Here is a 17479-nt window from a genome sequence, read left to right as displayed (position 1 = left end):
CCCTCGTCAGAGAAAGTACAGTCGGCTCAGCGACACCGAATCCGCGGGCGCGGAGACGACCGGCGCGTCGTCAAGCGTGACCAGCCCGGTCTCAGCAGCCACCCGTACCGCGCCGGTGCGGCTGTTGTGCACCATCTGCGCCGGCCCGATCCCCCGGGTGCCGCGCACTCCCACCCGGCGCCGGCGGGTGGTCAGCACATCGGTGCCGCCACCGGCAGCGGCCTGGCTGACGAAGGCCACCGACAGATCGGCCGGTGTCGCACCGTGCCCACCGAACAGCGGGCCGTAGACCAATGGCTGCGCTCGGTCGATGGACGCATTCGGATCACCGACGACACCGTACGCGGGGAAGCCGGCTTTGAGTACCAGCTCGGGCTTGGCACCGAAAAGCTCGGGGCGCCACAACACGATATCGGCCAGCTTACCCGGCTCCAACGAGCCGATCTCATGTGAAAGCCCATGCGCAATAGCGGGATTGATGGTCAACTTGGCGATATAGCGCCGAACCCGGTCGTTGTCGTGGCGGTCATGCCCGGCACCCTCCAGCGCACCCAGATCGGCCTTCATCTTGCCCGCCATTGCGAACGTCCGCCGCACCGTCTCGCCGGCGCGGCCCATCCCCTGGGCGTCGGAGGAGGTGATCGGGATGACGCCGAGATCGTGCAGAACATCCTCGGCGCCCATCGTGCCCGCTCTGATCCGGTCACGGGCCATCGCGGTGTCACCGGGCAGATCGGCTTTGAGACCATGCGAGGCCATGATCATGTGGAAGTGCTCCGCAGTGGCATCACGGCCGAACGGGAGGGTCGGATTCGTGGAGGAACCAATGACATTCGGCTCACCAGCCAGCCGCAGCACGTTCGGCACGTGGCCGCCGCCGCACCCCTCGATGTGATACGCGTGGATGGTGCGACCGCTGAGCACCGCGAGCGTGTCCTCCACCGACAGGCACTCGTTGAGCCCGTCGGTGTGCAGCGCGACCTGAACGTCGTACTCGTCGGCCACCGTCAGGGCGGTGTGGAGAGCGCGGGTGTGGGCACCCAGGTCTTCGTGCACCTTGAAACCGCTGGCACCGCCTTCGACGAGCGCCTCGACCAACGGCCCTGCATCGGAAGATGAACCACGACCGAGGAATCCGATGTTGACCGGCCAGGCGTCGAACGAGTTGAACGCATGGCGCAGCGCCCAGGGCGAGTTCACCCCGACGCCCCAGACGGGGCCGAACTCCTGGCCGATGATTGTCGTGACGCCGGACGCCAGCGAGGCCTCCATGATGCGCGGGGACAGCAGATGCACATGGGTGTCCACTGCGCCTGCCGTCGCGATCAGCCCTTCCCCGGACACGATCGTCGTGCCCGTCCCGACGACCACCTCGACGCCGTCGAGAGTGTTCGGATTGCCGGCTCGCCCGACTGCGGAGATTCGGCCCTCGCGAATCCCGATGGACACCTTGCGAATTCCCAGGATCGCATCGATCACCAGCACATTGCTGATCACCACATCGCAGGTCTCCCGGACCGTGGCGCCCAGCAGATGCAGGCCATCGCGCGCGGTTTTGCCGAACCCGACCAGGAATTCGTCACCGGGCTTGGATGAGTCGTCCTCGACTTCGACGATCAGGCCGGTGTCCGCCAGCCGAACCCGGTCACCGGTCCGGGGGCCGTAGGTCGAGATGTAGTCGTGTGCGTCGTAGCTCATCGCGGCTCCACATTGTCTCGCTCCTCAACCGCCTCGTGCCTCGGCGGCATCGGTCGACTCGACTGGTCCCCCGAATCCAGGTAGCCACACTCCCGCGCCCGCCGCAATGCCTCCGCCTTCGCCCCCGGCGCATCCAGCGGACCATCGACCAGCCCGGCGAACCCGATGGCGATCCGGGCGCCCCCGATCGGCGTCAGGCCGACCTCGGCCGTCGCACCGGGATCGAACCGCAGCGAACTCCCCGCCGGGATCGCGGCCCGCCGGCCATAGCCGGTGGCCCGGTCGAACGACAACCGCGGATTGGCTTCGAAGAAATGGAAATGCGATGTCACGCTGATCGGGACGGCCGAGGTATTCGTGACCGAAATCATCACCACATCAACAGCTTCGGGCAGCGGCAGGTCCCCGGGCAAGGCCGCCCCCGGCGCATCCGGGCCCAGCGAACCGCCGCCGAACGGGTCGGTGAGGACGACCAGCCGGGTGCCGTCGTCGAACACCGCCTCGACGTCGACCGAGGTGACGATGTCCGGCACGCCCGGCAACACGTCTTCCGCACCCAGCGCCGCGCGGCCCGCGGCCATCGCATCCGCCAGTCGGGCACCGTCGCGCGCCGCCTCGCAGATGGTGTCGGCGATCAGCGCCGTCGCCTCCGGCACGTTGAGCCGCAGCCCACGTGCCCGGCGCTCGCGCGCGAGCTGCGCCGCGGTGAAGATCAGCAGCCGATCACGTTCACTCGGAGTGAGACGCATGGCGGCTAAACCACTTCCGGACAAGTCAGGCTCACTTAGCGGCGCCCCTCTCGCCCCAGGCTCGTTCCTCGCCTGCATCGTCGAGCGCCTCGGAACAGGCCCGCGCGATCGCCAGCTCCTCGTTGGTCGGAATGACCAGCACGGTGATCGGTGACTTGTCGGCGGAGATGAGTCGCGCGCCACGGGCCGGACTGTCGTTGAGGTGTTCGTCGAGCTCGATCCCCAACGGCGCCAGTCCGGTCAGGGCGTCACGGCGCACGGCGGCGTCGTTCTCGCCGACACCGGCGGTGAAGGTGATGACATCGGTACTGCCTAGGACCGCGAGGTAGGCGCCGATGTACTTGCGCAGCCGGTGGATGTAGACGTCATAGGCAAGGCGGGCCTGCTCTGAACCGTCGGTGATCTGGCGGTGCAATTCCCGGAAGTCGATTTCCCCGCCCAGGCCGAGCACACCGGAACGGCGGTTGAGCATCGACTCGATGTCCTCGACACTCATGTGTGCGGCGCGCGCGAGATAGAAGACGATGCCGGGATCCACGTCACCGCTACGGGTGCCCATCACCAGACCCTCCATCGGGGTCAGCCCCATCGACGTGTCGACCGGCCGACCGCCCACGATCGCCGACGCCGACGCGCCGTTACCCAGATGCAGCACAATCTGATTCAGGTTTTCCAGCGGCACCCCGAGAAACTGCGCGGCCTGCTCGCTGATGTAGCGATGTGACGTCCCGTGGAAACCGTACCGGCGGATCTGCCACTGGTCGGCGATATCGCGGTCGATCGCGTAGGTGGCCGAGGCCGCCGGCAGGTCGTGGAAGAACGCGGTGTCGAACACGGCGATCTGCGGGATGTCCGGCAGGATCCGGCAGGCCACCTCGATCCCGAGTACGGCCGGTGGGTTGTGCAGCGGTGCCAGCGGAGCGAGTTCGGTCAACCGCGCGATCAGTGCGTCGTCGACACGCGTCGGCCGGAACAGTGCCCGACCCCCGTGCACCACGCGGTGCCCGACCGCGACCAGGCCGAGGGAATCCAGATGTGCCCCCGCCTCCTCGAACAACTCGAACACGGTGCGCAGCGCGGCCTCGTGATCGGCGATGGCGCCGGCGCGGTGCAAATCCTGGTCGCCGATCTTCAGCTTGGCCGACGACGTGTCCTCACCGATCCGCTCGACGATGCCCGAGGCCACGGAGACGCCCGAATCCGGTTCCACCAGTTGAAACTTCACCGACGAGGAACCCGAATTGAGCACCAGCACCGTCCGGGGGGCAGCCCCTGCAGTGGTCATAGCCCCTGGGCCTGGATCGCGGTGATGGCCACGGTGTTGACGATATCGGACACCAGCGCGCCGCGGGACAGGTCGTTGACCGGTTTGTTGAGGCCTTGCAGCACCGGTCCGATGGCGATCGCGTTGGCGCTGCGCTGAACAGCCTTATAGGTGTTGTTGCCGGTGTTGAGGTCGGGGAAGATCAGTACCGTCGCCCGGCCTGCGACCGGCGAGTCCGGCATCTTGGTGGCCGCGACGGACGGCTCGACCGCGGCGTCGTACTGGATGGGCCCTTCGACCAGGAGCTCCGGGGCCCGCTGCCGCACGAATTCAGTGGCAGCGCGCACCTTGTCGACATCGACGCCCGTGCCCGAACTGCCGGTGGAATAGGACAACATCGCCACCCGAGGTTCGATGCCGAACTGGGCGGCGGTGCGCGCGCTGCTGATCGCGATGTCCGCCAACTGCTCGGCGGTCGGATCCGGGACGATCGCGCAGTCACCGTAGGCCAGCACCTTGTCGGCCAGGCACATCAGGAAAATGCTCGACACTGTCGAGACATCGGGCATCGTCCGAATGATCTCGAAGGCGGGCCGCACCGTATGCGCGGTGGTGTGGGTGGCGCCGGAGACCATCCCGTCCACCAGGTTGTTGTGCACCAGCATGGTGCCGAAGTAGGAGACGTCGTGGATGGTCTCCCTGGCCTGCTCGACGGTGATGCCCTTCTTCTTGCGCAGTTCGGCGTACTGCTCGGCGAAGGAGTCGCACAGCTCACTGGTGCGGGGATTGAGCACGACCGCGTCGGCCAGGTCGACTCCGAGTTCGGCCGCGCGCCCGCGCACCTCGGCCTCGTCGCCCAGAATCGTCAGATCGGCGACCCCGCGCTGAAGCAGCCGTCCAGCGGCCTTGAGGATGCGGTCATCCTCCCCTTCGGGCAGCACGATCCGCTTGCGATCGGAGCGGGCCCGCTCCAGCAGCTGGTATTCGAACATCTGGGGCGTCGTGATCGTCGGGATCGGGATCGCGAGACGGTCGAGCAGGTCCTCGATATCCACATAACGGTCCATCAGGTCGATCGCGGTGTCGATCTTGCGTTGTGAGGTGATGGTCACCCGGCCCCGCGCCGAGGCCACCGCGCTGGCGGTCTCGAAGGTGCCGAGATCGGTCGAGACGATGGGCAGTCGTAGCCGCAGGCCGTCCACCAAGGCGGCGATCGACCGGTGCAACTCGAGTCCGCCGTTGAGGATGACCGCAGACAACGACGGGAACCCTTCCGCCGCGTGGGCGCTCAGCACGGCCAGCACCACATCGGAACGGTCACCGGGCGTCACCACGGCCACACCTTCGGTGAGCCGTTCCAGCACGTGTTCGGCAGTCATACCGGCCACCAGCACATCGAGTACTTCGCGGCCGAGCAACGCCTCGTCACCGTTGATCAGCGTGCCGCCGACGGCCGACTGCAGGTCGGCAACCGACGGTGCCACCAACAGGGCGTCTTCGGGCAGGACATAGGACTTCGGCTCAAACCGGCGCAGGGCGTCGGCGACCTCCGTCAGCTGTTCGGGTCCGCACCGGTTGGCGACCACCGCCGCGGTGTGGGCGTGTTGGGCACCCAGCTCGGCGAGGCAGAGCTCGACGACGGCGGCGACCTCGTCAGGCGTGCGGCCCTGGGCCCGGATCGCGAGCACTACCGGCGCGCCGAGGTTGACCGCGATCCGCGCGTTGACGCTGAGCTCACTGGGGCTGGCGACATCGGTGTAGTCACTGCCGACGATGAGCACCGCGTCGCACTGGTCGGCGACGTGATGGAAGCGATCGACGATGTCGGCGATGGCAGCATCGGGGTCCTCGTGCAGCCGCTGGTAACTCACCCCAACACACTGGTCGTAGGGCAGTCCAGCGGTGGTGTGGTCCAGCAGAAGTTCGAGAATGTAATCCCGGGACGACCCGGCGCGGGTAATGGGCCGGAAGACCCCGACCTTGGCTACCGTGGCAGCCAGCCGATGCAGTATGCCCAGCGCGATCGTGGATTTTCCGGTGTCCCCTTCCGGCGATGCGATGTAGACACGGGCAGATGAGCTGTAGCCGTCGAGCACCCGACAAGCTTCCCCTACATAGCGCTGTCAGGCCAGACGACATCCACCGATGGCAGCGTTCTGACCTCGGATATTTGCTGAAGTCAATAAAATTACCGGAATATAGGGAAAAAGGTCACTACCTTACGGCCGCGCTAATTTGCCATACCCCTTTCTCCACGTTAATGTCACTCCCGCAGGAGTTCCACGCACTCATCCTTCAACGAGCGCGCATGCGGACTCACAGTCGAGTTCTTCCTTGCGAGGGGTATGCATGGCTTTCACCGATGTGGTCGGTAGCGGATACGGCACTGTCAAACGCCAAGTGGAATCAAGCGCGGCCGGCCACTCCAGATTCGCGTTCTGGTGGCGGATTGCAGCGGTGGTCGCATTGTTTTGCGTCGCCTACGGCGCCGTCTTTTTTCGAGTTATCAGCGACTCAGTCGACGGATCGCGAGCCGTTTTCCTCGTGGTGGCACCGATATTGGTCGTGACGGCCGCGACCGGCTACCGCACTCCGCCGCGGGGGGTGGGCGACAACGAATCAGACTGGATCGTCGCCGCACTGACCGGCGTCGCAGGTTTCACGATGATCGCCCTGATCACGAACCGCTTTCCCACCCTGGCGGGCATGTGGCGGCTGGAGCTGGTCGGTGGACTCGTGTGGGTGGCGTGCGCAGGCATGGTCATCTTCAGCGTGCGGCACGTGGTGCGAATGTGGCAGGTGTGGCTATTCGCACTTATCTGCGCTACCACGGTCCCCTATCTATTGGCCTCTTCCGCATTAGGCGGATCAGATATCGCCGCCGTCGCAGTCGGAACGGTATTCGGCACCTATGCCGTCTATATGGCGGGCGGCAGAACGCGCCAGCGATGGCGCTTGGTGGCCGCGGCGCTCTACCTCGTGATCGGTCTCGTCGCCGCCATCATGTTGACCCCGATGTTCGGCCTGATGGTGACAATTATCGTGGTCGCCGGTATTGCGCCCGCGCTCACCGCATTCGGTCTCTACCATTTCACCGAATGGACCGGGAATCACCGCACCGGCGCAGTCACCGTGGGTTTCCACCCACTGTCCGTGAGGTCACTGGTGGCACTGGCCGTCATCGCCGTCGCGCTGCTGTCCATCCACCTGCCCTCGAATCGCCCACCGGCGCCGCCGCTGGTCAACGCCGACTGGACCCAACGCAGCGTGCTGGGGCCCACCACCAACTTCGAGTTCATCACCCGCTTCCTGGGACCTGGCTCAAGACTGACCCGGGTGAAAGTTCCGGCCAGCGCGGGACAGCCCGCCGCCGCTGTGGATGTCATGTCGGCCCCCACTCTCGCCGCCCTGCAAGACTATTCGGACGCCGTGTGGTACCCGGCGTCGAAGCCGGTGAACTACCAGCCCGCATCGGTCGACGTCGAACTGCCCGCGGGTGCCCGTAGCGCCCACACCGACGCCGACGCCGCATCCGACGGCGGAGCCACCGACTGGTACGCCCTGACCTGGCTGTGGCAGACCCCGGCTGCATTCCAACGGGTCACCGTGGTGGTCAACCAGCACATCGACGCCGATAACGTCGTCGCGCCGCAACCTTTGACGCTGTCGGACAACCTGGCCGGCCCGGCCGCGTGGATCGCCCGTCAGCAGGCTGACGGTGTCGGCCCGGTCGCGCCCGAGGTCGTCGATCGCGCGGTGGAAGTGAGTCGCCTGGTCCTTCACGCAGGCGGGCTACCCGTTGCTTGATGAGCCGGGGCGCGGCATGCTTGCCCCCAACTTCTCCGCGCGCACAGCGCTCGGCCGCAAATCACTTCTTCGTCTCGCTGCGCTACTGGCCGTGCTGATCGCACTCATGGCGGCCTTCCCGCATGCTGTGCTGCCCACGATAACCACGATCGTCGCCATCTTCTACGTGGCATCGACACTGGACCGGAACTGGCTGCTACTCAAGGGACTTCACTCACCGTCGCAGATCGTCATCAGCGACGAGGAAGCGCTGGCGATCCCCGACGAGAACCTGCCCGTCTATACCGTTCTGCTGCCCGCCTACGACGAACCTTCGATCGTCGAGAACTTGATCAACGGCGTCGGCAAGCTGGTGTACCCGGCGGACAAACTCGAGGTCCTGCTTCTTATCGAGGAAGATGACCTCGCCACCCAGGCCGCACTCGCCGGCCTGCCCCTGCAGACCGTGCGGGTGGTGCTCGTCCCCGACAGCCAGCCCAAGACCAAACCGAAGGCCTGCAACTACGGCATGGCACTGCCCGACCTTCGCGGCGAGATGGTCACCATCTACGACGCAGAGGACGTACCCGACCCGCTCCAGTTGCGCAAGGCTGTGGTGGCGTTTCGCCGGGCTCCGGAAAACATCGGTTGCATCCAAGCACGACTCGGCTATTTCAACGAAAAGCAGAACCTGCTGACCCGATGGTTCGGCCTGGAGTACGACCAGTGGTTCAGCCTCGTATTGCCGACCGTCGAGGCCGCCAACTGTGTTGTCCCGCTGGGTGGTACGTCCAATCACATGCCGGTGTCGGTATGGCGGGCAATTGGCGGCTGGGACGAATTCAACGTCACCGAAGACGCGGACCTGGGTGTCCGGCTTGCGCGCCACGGCTACCGCACGCTGATCCTGGACTCAATCACGCTCGAAGAGGCCAATTCCGATGTGGTGAACTGGATTCGGCAGCGGTCACGCTGGTACAAGGGCTACCTGCAGACGATGATCGTCCACTTCCGCCATCCGGTTCGGCTACACCGCGAGATCGGCACCAAGGCGATGCTGCGCCTGGTCAATATGACTGGCGGCATCCCGATCACGAACGCCTTCAATTTGCTGTTCTGGTTCACCATGCTGGTCTGGATCAGCGGACGCCCCCTGGTTGTCGGCATGTTCTTCCCGCCCATCCCGTATTACATCTGCCTGGTCCTGTTCCTGATCGGTGCTCCCACATCAGTTTTCGTGGGCCTGATCGTCACCAAGGCGCTGGACAAACCGTATCTCTGGTGGGCAGCCCTGTTGGCGCCCTTCTACTGGATCCTCCAATCGATCGCCTCGGTCAAAGCGATATATCAGTTGATCTTCAGGCCGTTCTTCTGGGAGAAGACCGTGCACGGCCTGACACACAATCCCGACGTTCACATTCTCAGCACATCAAAATAGGAAGTTCATGATCAAGCGCATTGCGGTATTGGGTACCTTGCTGTCTTTCTTGACTCTTCCGGTGGCCGCGACCTTGCCGTTGGCAGTGGCCGCACCGCCGCCCGCCCCGGCTCCGGCGCCCAAGGGCACCGGTACCACCCCGGCGATCAGCTGGAACCAGCTCGGCCTGTCCAACGACATCCAACTGGTGGGCACCAATCAGAACACCGATATCGGGGTCCCGGTCCCCCAGGGCGTGGTGCCGACCGTGCTCACCGGCCAGATCGGCTCGGTGGTCAACCTCCGCAACGGGCGCGTCGACGTGCTCGACGCGCGGCAGGTGTACCTCGGAAGTATCGCTGCCCCTTCTAATCTGACCACCACCCGGTTCTCCATCAACATCGCTCCGGCGCAGGTCGTCGATGGAATCGCCAAACTGAGCTTCGTGCTGCGCGATGACAGTCCGCCGGCCGACAGCTGCTCACAGCCGTCTTCGGTGTCACTGAGCGATCTGGCCAACACGTACTCCGGCCCGACTCCCAACCCGCGGACCGTCGCCGACTTCCTGCCCGGTTACCTCGACCAGATCGTCATCCGGGTCGGGCCGAATCCATCACATGACCAGCAGCAGGCGGCGCTGGATCTGGTCGCCAAGCTGACGCACCTGTACCGCCCGATGCCCGTTCGCATCGACGTCGACACGACGGCCAATCCGCTGACGCCCGCACCTGCCGGTGTGTCGCGACGGGTGATCGAGGTTCGCGACGGGGGCGAGCCCGCCCTCAAGGTGGTCGGCGCCGACACTCCGCTGGCCCTGCTGGCCCTCTCCGGCAGTGGCGCAGGTCTGCTGCAGCAGGTCGACCTCTTCGCCGATCGTAGGATCAAGCTCGCCCAGTCACCCACGGCATCAGTCACTTCCGCGCAGGACATCGAGCGGCCCTCCACCGAGTCGATGACCTTCGGGGAGTTGGGCATGACGGGCCGGGTCACCGTGCAGGGCACGACGACCCTGTACACCGGCTTCGACGCCGACGCGTTCTCCGTCGGGTCCATCGACACCGCGAAGGTTCATCTGCTGGCCAAGTACACCCCGGTCGTCGGCGGGGACGCGACGGTGCTGCTGCGCTCGGGCAGCGCCATCATGGCCTCGCATGTGCTGGACAACTCCGGCCAACTCGATATCAGCGCCGACATCCCGGCCGACGCCATCCGCTCCAATGTCGGTATGGCCCTGGAGATCCGGTATGTGCCCAAACAGCAGTGCGCGCCGCTGTCGGATCGGATCACCTTCGAGCTGGACTCCGGGTCCACCGTCACCGTCGTTCCGGGTATGAACAACCGCGGCGGTTTCCCGATCCTGCCGATGTCGTTCACCCCCGACTTCAACGTCACTGTCGACTCGGCTGACCAGATCCGTTGGGCCGCACAGGCAATCAACCTGATGGGTCAGCAGTCCACCGTCGTCATGCGACCCAACGTGACAACATTCGACGAAGCGGCCAAATCGGGGACCGCACTGTTGACGGTCGCCACCGGCGACGAACTCGCCAAGGCCGGGATGGCCCCACCATTGTTGCCCAAGCAGGGCGAGACCGTGGCAATCAACGGCGCCCCGATAACCGATGTGGACCTCAACGGACCGATCGGGGCGGTGCAGGCCTTTTCCAACAACGGTCGCATGGTGCTGGCGATCACGCACACCGGTGACCTGTCTCTGGTCGATCGCAGCTTCGACTACATCCGCAGTCTCGACGGCCGATTCTCTTCGCTGTCAGGCGATGTCGTCGCCACCGGCGCCTCGGGTGACAGCCTGAACCTCACCCTTCGCGAAGGCGGCCCCATGCCGCATCAGCCCAACCCGGGCGAGGGCTGGAAATGGTGGGCGATCTCGACTATCGCCATCGGTGCGATCGTCATCGTCGGAGTGGCTGCAGCCCTGCTGATTCGGCGCAGACGCCGCACCGTGGGCTAGACCGTGACAGTCCTGGAGCTGACACCCGCGGTCGGTGCCGCGGCCGCCGACAACGGCCCTCCACCTGCGCCCTCGCGCAGGTGGGGGGTGGCGCTCTTCGTCTTCTTCGCGGCGGTCTACGGCGGCGTCGGCGCTCTACTCACGTTGCGTTACGGACTGATCGACGCCGACGGCATCAGCCGGGTGGCCAACGCGGGTTACGTTCTGATGAGCCGCGATCCGCACCTGTCGGCCATCGGCTTCGTCTGGAATCCGTTGCCGAGTCTGGTCGAAATACCCCTGCTGAAGTTCAGTCAGTGGTGGCCGGAACTACGGACGCAGGGCCTGGCAGCCGTCATCCAGAGCGCCCTGTTCATGGCGGGCGGCGCGCTCATGGTCCGGCGCATCGCCCTCGACCGCGGGGTGGGCGCGGGCTGGCGCTCGATAGCGGTTATCTGCTTCGCGCTCAACCCGGTGATCATCATCTATGGCGGCTCCGGGATGAGCGAGGCCGCCGAAGCGTTCACCACACTGTGGTGCGTCCGGTACCTGTTGCTGTGGCTGCAGTCACGGCGCACCGGCGATCTCGCGTGGGCCGGTGTCGCGCTCGGCGTCGGCTATCTGGCCCGCTACGAGGTCGCCGTCACCGCCTGCGGCGTCGGACTGTTGGTCGCGATCGTGGAGTTCCTGCGCTCCCGCCGCGAGTCAAGGATCTCCAGCGCTGTCCTCAGCGTCGTCATCGTCCTGTTCCCGTTCGGCGTCGCGTTCGTCGTATGGGCGCTGACCGGCTGGATCGTCAACGACACCCTGTTCGCGACGTTGACGTCCAAATACGGCAACGGCAGCCAGATCGCCGAATCCATCTCGCGCAGCGTCGTGTTGGCACAGGCCGGCGACCAGAGCTGGACGTTGATCTCGGCCCGGCTACTGGCGATGCAGCCGTTCGTCGGTATCGCCGTCATTCTCGGTGTCGTCACCAGCATGCTCGGCAGGAAGTTCGACGCCCTGGTGCCCGTCGCGGTCTTCGGTCCGGTGCTGGCGTTCGCAGCATGGGGGCAACACACCTCGACCACCTTCGGCTGGTTCCGGTTCTACCTGCTCGCCATACCGTTGGTTGCCTGCGTGGCACTGACCTGCTGGAACGCCGCCGGCTCCACCAAGGCGCCGCCATGGCGGCTCACCACCGCCGAGGCCAAGGCCGGTGCGGTTCTGCTGACCGCCTCGCTGCTGATCGGCTTCCCGGTGACGGCCAAGTCGATGCTGAATCAGGACATCGGCAACCAGCAGCTCCAGTTCGGTCTCAACTCACTGCTCGATCCGCAGAACAACCGGCCCGAAGATCAGTGGTACCGGCGCATGCTCAACAACGAGCGCCTGCTGGCCGACTACTTGGACAGCAAGAAGCTGCCCAACGGTTCGGTCCTGATGGACACCTTCCACGGCTGGGGCATCTGGCTGGCCAGCGACGACCCCAAGCAATTCGTGGTCACCAGTGACTACGACTTCAGGGCGGCATTGAACCGCCCCTGGGACTTCGGCATTCAATACATCGTCGACAGCAACCCGGCACACAGCGCCGCGAACGCGGTGAACCTGCGCTACCCGAGTTTCTGGTACGACGGCGCCGGTATCGCCACGATGGTGTACAGCGGCCGCGGCGACACCGGCGATGAGCGGTGGCGGGTTTTCAAGGTAGTCAAACCGACCTCGAAGGCAGATCTCGCCAAAGCCGCCTCCGAAACGGCTCAGCCGCCGGCCAAACCCGGCGGCTGAGCCCGAAGGCCGGCTAGCCCAGTTTGCGCAGGCGCGGTTCCAGGTCCTTCTGAAACAGGTCGAGGAAGCGGCGCTGATCGTGGCCCGGGGCGTGGAACACCAGATGGTTCAACCCCCAGTCGACGTACTCCTTGACCTTGGCGACCGCCTCGTCCGGATCCGACGAGACGATCCAGCGCTTGGCCACCTGTTCGATAGGCAGCTCGTCGGCAGCCTTCTCCATCTCGACCGGGTCGTGGATGGATGTCTTCTGCTCCGCGGTCAGCGACAGCGGTGCCCAGAACCGGGTGTTCTCCAACGCCAGTTCGGGGTCGGTGTCATAGGAGATCTTGATCTCGATCATCCGGTCGATCGCGTCGGGGGCCTTGCCCGCGGCCTCCTCGCCTTCCTTCACCGCGGGGATGAGCTTGTCCTTGTACAGCTCTGCGCCCTTGCCGGAGGTACAGATGAAGCCGTCGCCGGCGCGGCCGGCGTACTTGGCCACCTGCGGCCCACCCGCGGCGATGTAGATCGGGATACCACCCTCGGGCACGTCGTAAATCGAGGCACCTTTGGTCTTGTAGTACTCGCCGTCGAAGTCGACCTTGTCGCCAAGCCACAATTCGCGCATCAGCTTGATGGACTCGCGCAGCCGGGCGTAGCGCTCCTTGAACTCCGGCCACTCGCCTTCGTAGCCGGTGGCGATCTCATTCAGCGCCTCGCCGGTGCCCACGCCGAGGAAGATCCGGTCGGGGTACAGACACCCCATCGTGGCGAACGCCTGCGCAATCACCGCCGGGTTGTACCGGAACGTCGGCGTCAGCACCGAAGTGCCCAACACCAGCCGCTTGGTGCGCTCCCCGACCGCCGTCATCCACGCCAGTGAGAACGGCGCATGCCCGCCCTCCTGACGCCACGGCTGGAAGTGATCGCTGACGGTGGCGCTGTCCATTCCGTGCGCTTCCGCCTCGACCGCCAGTTCGACGAGCTCACGTGGAGCGAACTGCTCCGCCGACGCCTTGTATCCCAATTTGAGTTCAGCCACGGTTCTTTTCTACTCCCTTATCTAGACTCGCCCGATGGCACCTGCACCAGCCACGCTCGAACAGGTAACCGATCGCGTTCACTTCGCCAAGACAGACCTGGTGAACTGGACGGTCGTCGCCGACGACAACGGGGTCCTCCTGATCGATTCCGGATTTCCGGGTCAGCGCGCCGAGGTACTGGCCTCCCTGCGCGATCTCGGTTACAACGCGGCCGACGTCAGCGCAATTCTGTTGACCCACGCCCACATTGACCATTTCGGTTCGGCACTCTGGTTCGCCGACCAGTGCGGCACACCCGTCTATTGCCATGCCGATGAGGTCGGTCACGCCAAACGTGAATACCTCGAACAGGCCTCGCCCCTCGACGTCACACTGCATGCCTGGCAGCCTCGCTGGCTCAAGTGGTCGATGGACATCAGCCGCAAGGGTGCCTTCACCCGCGGGCGGATCTCCTCCGCGCAGGCGCTGACCGAGTCCGTCGCTGCACAGCTGCCGGGACAGCCGATGGCGATCCCCACGCCAGGGCACACCGGTGGGCATTGTTCCTACCTCGTCGACGGCGTCCTGATCAGTGGGGACGCGCTGGTCACCGGCCATCCGGTCTCGACAAGACGCGGACCACAGCTGCTGCACCGGGTGTTCAACCACAACGAGACCGATTGTGTGCGCAGCCTGGCCGCCCTGGCCATGCTCGACACCGATGTGCTGGTTCCCGGGCACGGCGATCTGTGGCGTGGACCCATCCGCTACCTGGCCGAGCAGGCGACACCATGATCACTCGAAGCGACCAAATCGTCGAGGCCGGGTGGCGCCGGACCTGCTTGCGGTACTTACCTTCCCGGATCGGCACTAGGTCAGTCCCCAGCGTTTGGCGATCAGTTCGTGGCTGCGCAACCGGTCCTCGTGCCGGTGGGTCACCGAGGTGATCACCAGTTCGTCAGCGCCGGTGACGCGCTGCAGGGCCTCGAGCCGGTCGGCGACCTCGTCCGGGTCACCGACGAATTGCGTTGCGGTGCGGTCCTTGACGATCAACTCCTGCTCATCGGTCAGCGGGGTGAAGTCGTCGGGATCGGGGTAGGGAGCGGCGCCCCCACGCGCCCGGATCGAGTGCACCCAGGCTCCGTAGCTCGACGCCAGATGCCGCGCGGTCGCCGAATCCTCGGCGACGACAACATCGGCCGAGGCCACCACGTACGGCTCTGCCAGGGTGACCGACGGACGAAAAGCGCTGCGGTAGGCCGCAACTGCATCCAGCGCGGTCCCGGGGGTGATGTGGTAGCTCGCCACGAACGGCAACCCGAATTCGCCTGCCACCTGTGCGCTCTGCCCCTTGCTGCTGCCGAACACCCACGGCACGAGGGCAGTACCCTCGCCCGGCACGACATGCACGTCGACTCCATTGACCAGATAACTGCCGTCGATCATCGCCAGGATGTCGCGGACCTGATCGGCGAAATCGGGAACCTGCGCCTCTGGTTGTTGGATGACCGACATCTGCGCGCGCATCCGGTCGCTGCGCATCAATGTGCGCAGATCGAACGGCGGGGGCACGACGACACCGTCGATCTCGCGCCATTCACCCGGCGGTTTGGGCGGTTCCGGGGATTCGGTGGCCGGGGACTCCTTCTGCGCTTCGGTCCGTCGTTGACCCGATCGCCCGACACCCAGATCGATCCGGCCGGGGTGGAATGCATCGAGGATGCCGAAGTTCTCGACGGTCGCGACGGCGGTGGTGAAGCCGAGTTGAACAGCGGCGGCTCCGACGTGAATCCTGTTGGTGGCGGCCGCGATCTGCCCGATCACCAGAGCCGGAGAGGAACTGGCAACGGCGACGAAGTGGTGTTCGGCCAGCCAGTAGCGCCGATAACCGAACCGCTCGGCATGCTGCGCCAGGTCGACGGTGTTGCGCAGCGCGGTGGCAGCGTCGGAACCCGCGCTGATCGGCGCCAGGTCGAGGATGGCGAGTGGCACGTTCACGGCGAGACCTCCGCATATCGATTGTCTGGATACGCGGCACGGAAGCGCCCGGACCGGACCAGCAGCGGTGCCGCCGGCGGATCGTCCTGAGCTACGCGCATGAACATCACACCAGGGTCCAACGCGCGACCAGCGGCTGCATTCCGGGCCTGCCATGTCCTCAGCCATTTACTCACCGTGAAGGCAAGCGCAGCAACCGCCGGAACCCCGTCATCGAACCCTTTGCGACTCTTTGCGCGAAAAGTTGACACGTGTAAAGTTTCGCCGCATGGACAACATCCGGGGTAAGACGATCGCCATCACCGGTGCCGCCCGCGGCATCGGTTACGCCACGGCGAAAGCACTGCTGGCCCGTGGCGCGCGGGTGGTCATCGGCGATCGCGACGTCGCAGTTCTCGAGTCCGCGGTCGCCGGCCTGAGCGGCCTTGGCATGGTGTCGGGTCACCCGCTCGACGTCACCGACCGCGACTCATTCGAGACGTTCCTCGACAAGGCCCGCACCGACGGGGACGGGCACATCGACGTGCTGGTCAACAATGCCGGAGTGATGTCGGTCGGGCCGTTCCTCGAGCAGACCGAGGGCGCGATCCGCAGCTCCGTCGAGGTGAACTTCTACGGTGTGCTGACCGGTTGTCAGCTGGTACTGCCGGAGATGGTCCGCCGGCATCGCGGGCACATCATCAACATCGCGTCGATGGCAGGCATGGTGGCCGTGCCCGGCCAGGTGGTCTACGCGGGCAGCAAGTTCGCCGTCGTCGGACTGTCCACCGCACTGGCTGACGAGTTCGCCCCGCAGGGCGTCAACGTGACGGTCGTAATGCCGACCTTCACCAACACCGAGCTCATCTCCGGGACCGAGACCACCTCGGCGACCAAACCGGTGCAGCCCGAGGACATTGCGGCCGGAATCGTCAAAGCGCTCGACAACCCCAAGCGCACCCACCTGTCGGTGCCGGCACCCCTGCGGTTCACCGCTTCGCTCACCGGGATGTTGCCCCCGAAGGCGCGCCGCTTCCTGAACAAGAAGATGGGCACCGACACCGTCTTCCTGACGTTCGACCGCACCGAGCGCAAGCGCTACGAGGATCGCGCGCAGGCGGCTCTCGGCGTGCTTGAGCAGAGCTAGTTCCCGGCAACCACGCCAGTCCCAGACGTCCCGGCGCGGGAGTGACATCTCGAAGTGCCCGCTTAGCGAGCGAATTCCGATTCGCTCATTGGGCGGGCACTTTGTTATCCCGTCCCCTCCGGCATTCTCCCGTCCCCTCCGGCGCCCCCAGTTCTGATCAGTCCGGGTAGTCCATCGGCACGCCGAGGGTGTTCAGCGTCATCGCCAGCGCGTCGTACTGGCCCACCAGCGTGACGAACTCGATCAGCTGACGCCGGTCCAGATGGCCCTCCAGTGACCGCCAACTCGACTCGGTCATCGTGCGATCGGCCACCAGTTCGTCGACCGCCGTCAACAGCGCCTGCTGTCGGTCGGAGAGCCCGTCGGCTGCAGGCCAGGCGAAGATCTTCGCCTGCGTCTGGGCGTCGACGCCGCGCTTGAGGGCCAGCCGTCGGTGTTGCTGGAGCTCGTACTCGCACTGGCGCAGGTGGGCCGTCCGGAGGATCGCCAGCTCGGTGTCGCGCTTGGGCAGCCGGCCGAAGTTCAGCAGATAACCGGAAAACGGTCCCCAGGTCCAGAACATGCCCTTGTGCTGCGCCAGCACCGTGAACAGATGGAACTCGGGGATTTTCCAGGCCCAGGCGGCGAACTTGCACCAGAGCCACCCGATCAGGCCGAGCTCACGCCGGCCACCGGGAGGGATACGCGGCGATGTCATCGCGCCATTAGACACC

Annotated in this window: 13 protein-coding genes; 6 read left to right on the top strand and 7 right to left on the bottom strand. The window is 65.6% G+C overall.

All coding sequences use genetic code 11. The features are described 5' to 3' along the window. Window positions 1–6: 6 nt before the first annotated feature. From H7J73_RS29825 to pta, 4 genes are read right to left on the bottom strand one after another with little or no spacing between them, the layout of a single operon-like run. Entirely contained in the window at window positions 7–1698 is a 1692-nt protein-coding gene (locus tag H7J73_RS29825) for an urease subunit alpha (protein WP_264071426.1), read from the bottom strand. Next, window positions 1695–2447, bottom strand: coding sequence for an urease subunit gamma (ureA, locus tag H7J73_RS29820; RefSeq protein ID WP_264071425.1), 753 nt, complete (start codon window positions 2445–2447; stop codon window positions 1695–1697). The genes H7J73_RS29825 and ureA overlap by 4 nt, the downstream gene beginning before the upstream one ends. Before the next feature lie 31 nt (window positions 2448–2478). Continuing rightward, window positions 2479–3732: an acetate kinase gene (locus H7J73_RS29815; protein ID WP_264071424.1), complete on the bottom strand. Its 1254-nt coding sequence runs from the start codon at window positions 3730–3732 to the stop codon at window positions 2479–2481. After that, window positions 3729–5807 (bottom strand): phosphate acetyltransferase, encoded by a 2079-nt coding sequence (gene pta, locus H7J73_RS29810; protein WP_264071423.1) that lies wholly within the window; start codon window positions 5805–5807, stop codon window positions 3729–3731. Before pta ends, H7J73_RS29815 begins: the two co-directional genes overlap by 4 nt. 253 nt (window positions 5808–6060) lie before the next feature. Here pta and H7J73_RS29805 point away from each other — a divergent pair, with 253 nt between their 5' ends. Genes H7J73_RS29805 through H7J73_RS29790 form a run of 4 tightly spaced genes read left to right on the top strand, consistent with a single transcriptional unit; the run spans window position 6061 to window position 12638 of the window. Further along, the gene (locus H7J73_RS29805; RefSeq protein ID WP_264071422.1) at window positions 6061–7518 is read left to right on the top strand and encodes a hypothetical protein; all 1458 of its coding nucleotides are present in this window, start codon (window positions 6061–6063) and stop codon (window positions 7516–7518) included. Window positions 7519–7534: 16 nt separating this feature from the next. Continuing rightward, window positions 7535–8935: a glycosyltransferase family 2 protein gene (locus tag H7J73_RS29800; RefSeq protein ID WP_264071421.1), complete on the top strand. Its 1401-nt coding sequence runs from the start codon at window positions 7535–7537 to the stop codon at window positions 8933–8935. Window positions 8936–8942: 7 nt separating this feature from the next. After that, window positions 8943–10886 (top strand): cellulose biosynthesis cyclic di-GMP-binding regulatory protein BcsB, encoded by a 1944-nt coding sequence (locus tag H7J73_RS29795; RefSeq protein ID WP_264071420.1) that lies wholly within the window; start codon window positions 8943–8945, stop codon window positions 10884–10886. 3 nt (window positions 10887–10889) lie between these two features. Continuing rightward, window positions 10890–12638, top strand: coding sequence for a glycosyltransferase family protein (locus H7J73_RS29790; RefSeq protein WP_264071419.1), 1749 nt, complete (start codon window positions 10890–10892; stop codon window positions 12636–12638). Window positions 12639–12651: 13 nt separating this feature from the next. Here H7J73_RS29790 and fgd read toward each other — a convergent pair whose 3' ends face one another. Further along, window positions 12652–13662 (bottom strand): glucose-6-phosphate dehydrogenase (coenzyme-F420), encoded by a 1011-nt coding sequence (fgd, locus tag H7J73_RS29785; protein WP_264071418.1) that lies wholly within the window; start codon window positions 13660–13662, stop codon window positions 12652–12654. Between the two features lie 34 nt (window positions 13663–13696). Here fgd and H7J73_RS29780 point away from each other — a divergent pair, with 34 nt between their 5' ends. Further along, window positions 13697–14437 carry an MBL fold metallo-hydrolase gene (locus tag H7J73_RS29780; protein ID WP_264071417.1) on the top strand — a complete coding sequence of 247 codons (741 nt, stop codon included), beginning with the start codon at window positions 13697–13699 and terminating at the stop codon, window positions 14435–14437. Between the two features lie 75 nt (window positions 14438–14512). On the opposite strand, the gene H7J73_RS29775 is transcribed toward H7J73_RS29780, so the two are convergent. Then, entirely contained in the window at window positions 14513–15640 is a 1128-nt protein-coding gene (locus tag H7J73_RS29775) for an LLM class flavin-dependent oxidoreductase (RefSeq protein ID WP_264071416.1), read from the bottom strand. A 268-nt stretch (window positions 15641–15908) separates the two neighbouring features. Here H7J73_RS29775 and H7J73_RS29770 point away from each other — a divergent pair, with 268 nt between their 5' ends. Beyond that, window positions 15909–16766, top strand: coding sequence for an SDR family oxidoreductase (locus H7J73_RS29770; protein ID WP_264071415.1), 858 nt, complete (start codon window positions 15909–15911; stop codon window positions 16764–16766). A 157-nt stretch (window positions 16767–16923) separates the two neighbouring features. Here H7J73_RS29770 and H7J73_RS29765 read toward each other — a convergent pair whose 3' ends face one another. Continuing rightward, window positions 16924–17463, bottom strand: a complete 540-nt coding sequence (locus tag H7J73_RS29765) for a carboxymuconolactone decarboxylase family protein (protein WP_264071414.1) — start codon at window positions 17461–17463, stop codon at window positions 16924–16926. Window positions 17464–17479 lie beyond the last annotated feature (16 nt).

The organism is Mycolicibacterium komossense (genome assembly GCF_025822605.1).
Classification (GTDB): Bacteria; Actinomycetota; Actinomycetes; order Mycobacteriales; family Mycobacteriaceae; genus Mycobacterium; species Mycobacterium komossense.
Note: the sequence above shows the minus strand (reverse complement) of the source record. Positions and strands in the feature narration are given on the sequence as shown.

Excerpts from the sequence above, each read along its gene's own strand:
- H7J73_RS29825 (WP_264071426.1), bottom strand. The coding sequence starts at position 1,698 with ATGAGCTACGACGCACACGACTACATCTCGACCTACGGCCCCCGGACC.
- ureA (WP_264071425.1), bottom strand. The coding sequence starts at position 2,447 with ATGCGTCTCACTCCGAGTGAACGTGATCGGCTGCTGATCTTCACCGCG.
- H7J73_RS29815 (WP_264071424.1), bottom strand. The coding sequence starts at position 3,732 with ATGACCACTGCAGGGGCTGCCCCCCGGACGGTGCTGGTGCTCAATTCG.
- H7J73_RS29805 (WP_264071422.1), top strand. The coding sequence starts at position 6,061 with ATGGCTTTCACCGATGTGGTCGGTAGCGGATACGGCACTGTCAAACGC.
- H7J73_RS29800 (WP_264071421.1), top strand. The coding sequence starts at position 7,535 with ATGCTTGCCCCCAACTTCTCCGCGCGCACAGCGCTCGGCCGCAAATCA.
- H7J73_RS29795 (WP_264071420.1), top strand. The coding sequence starts at position 8,943 with ATGATCAAGCGCATTGCGGTATTGGGTACCTTGCTGTCTTTCTTGACT.
- H7J73_RS29780 (WP_264071417.1), top strand. The coding sequence starts at position 13,697 with ATGGCACCTGCACCAGCCACGCTCGAACAGGTAACCGATCGCGTTCAC.
- H7J73_RS29770 (WP_264071415.1), top strand. The coding sequence starts at position 15,909 with ATGGACAACATCCGGGGTAAGACGATCGCCATCACCGGTGCCGCCCGC.
- H7J73_RS29765 (WP_264071414.1), bottom strand. The coding sequence starts at position 17,463 with ATGACATCGCCGCGTATCCCTCCCGGTGGCCGGCGTGAGCTCGGCCTG.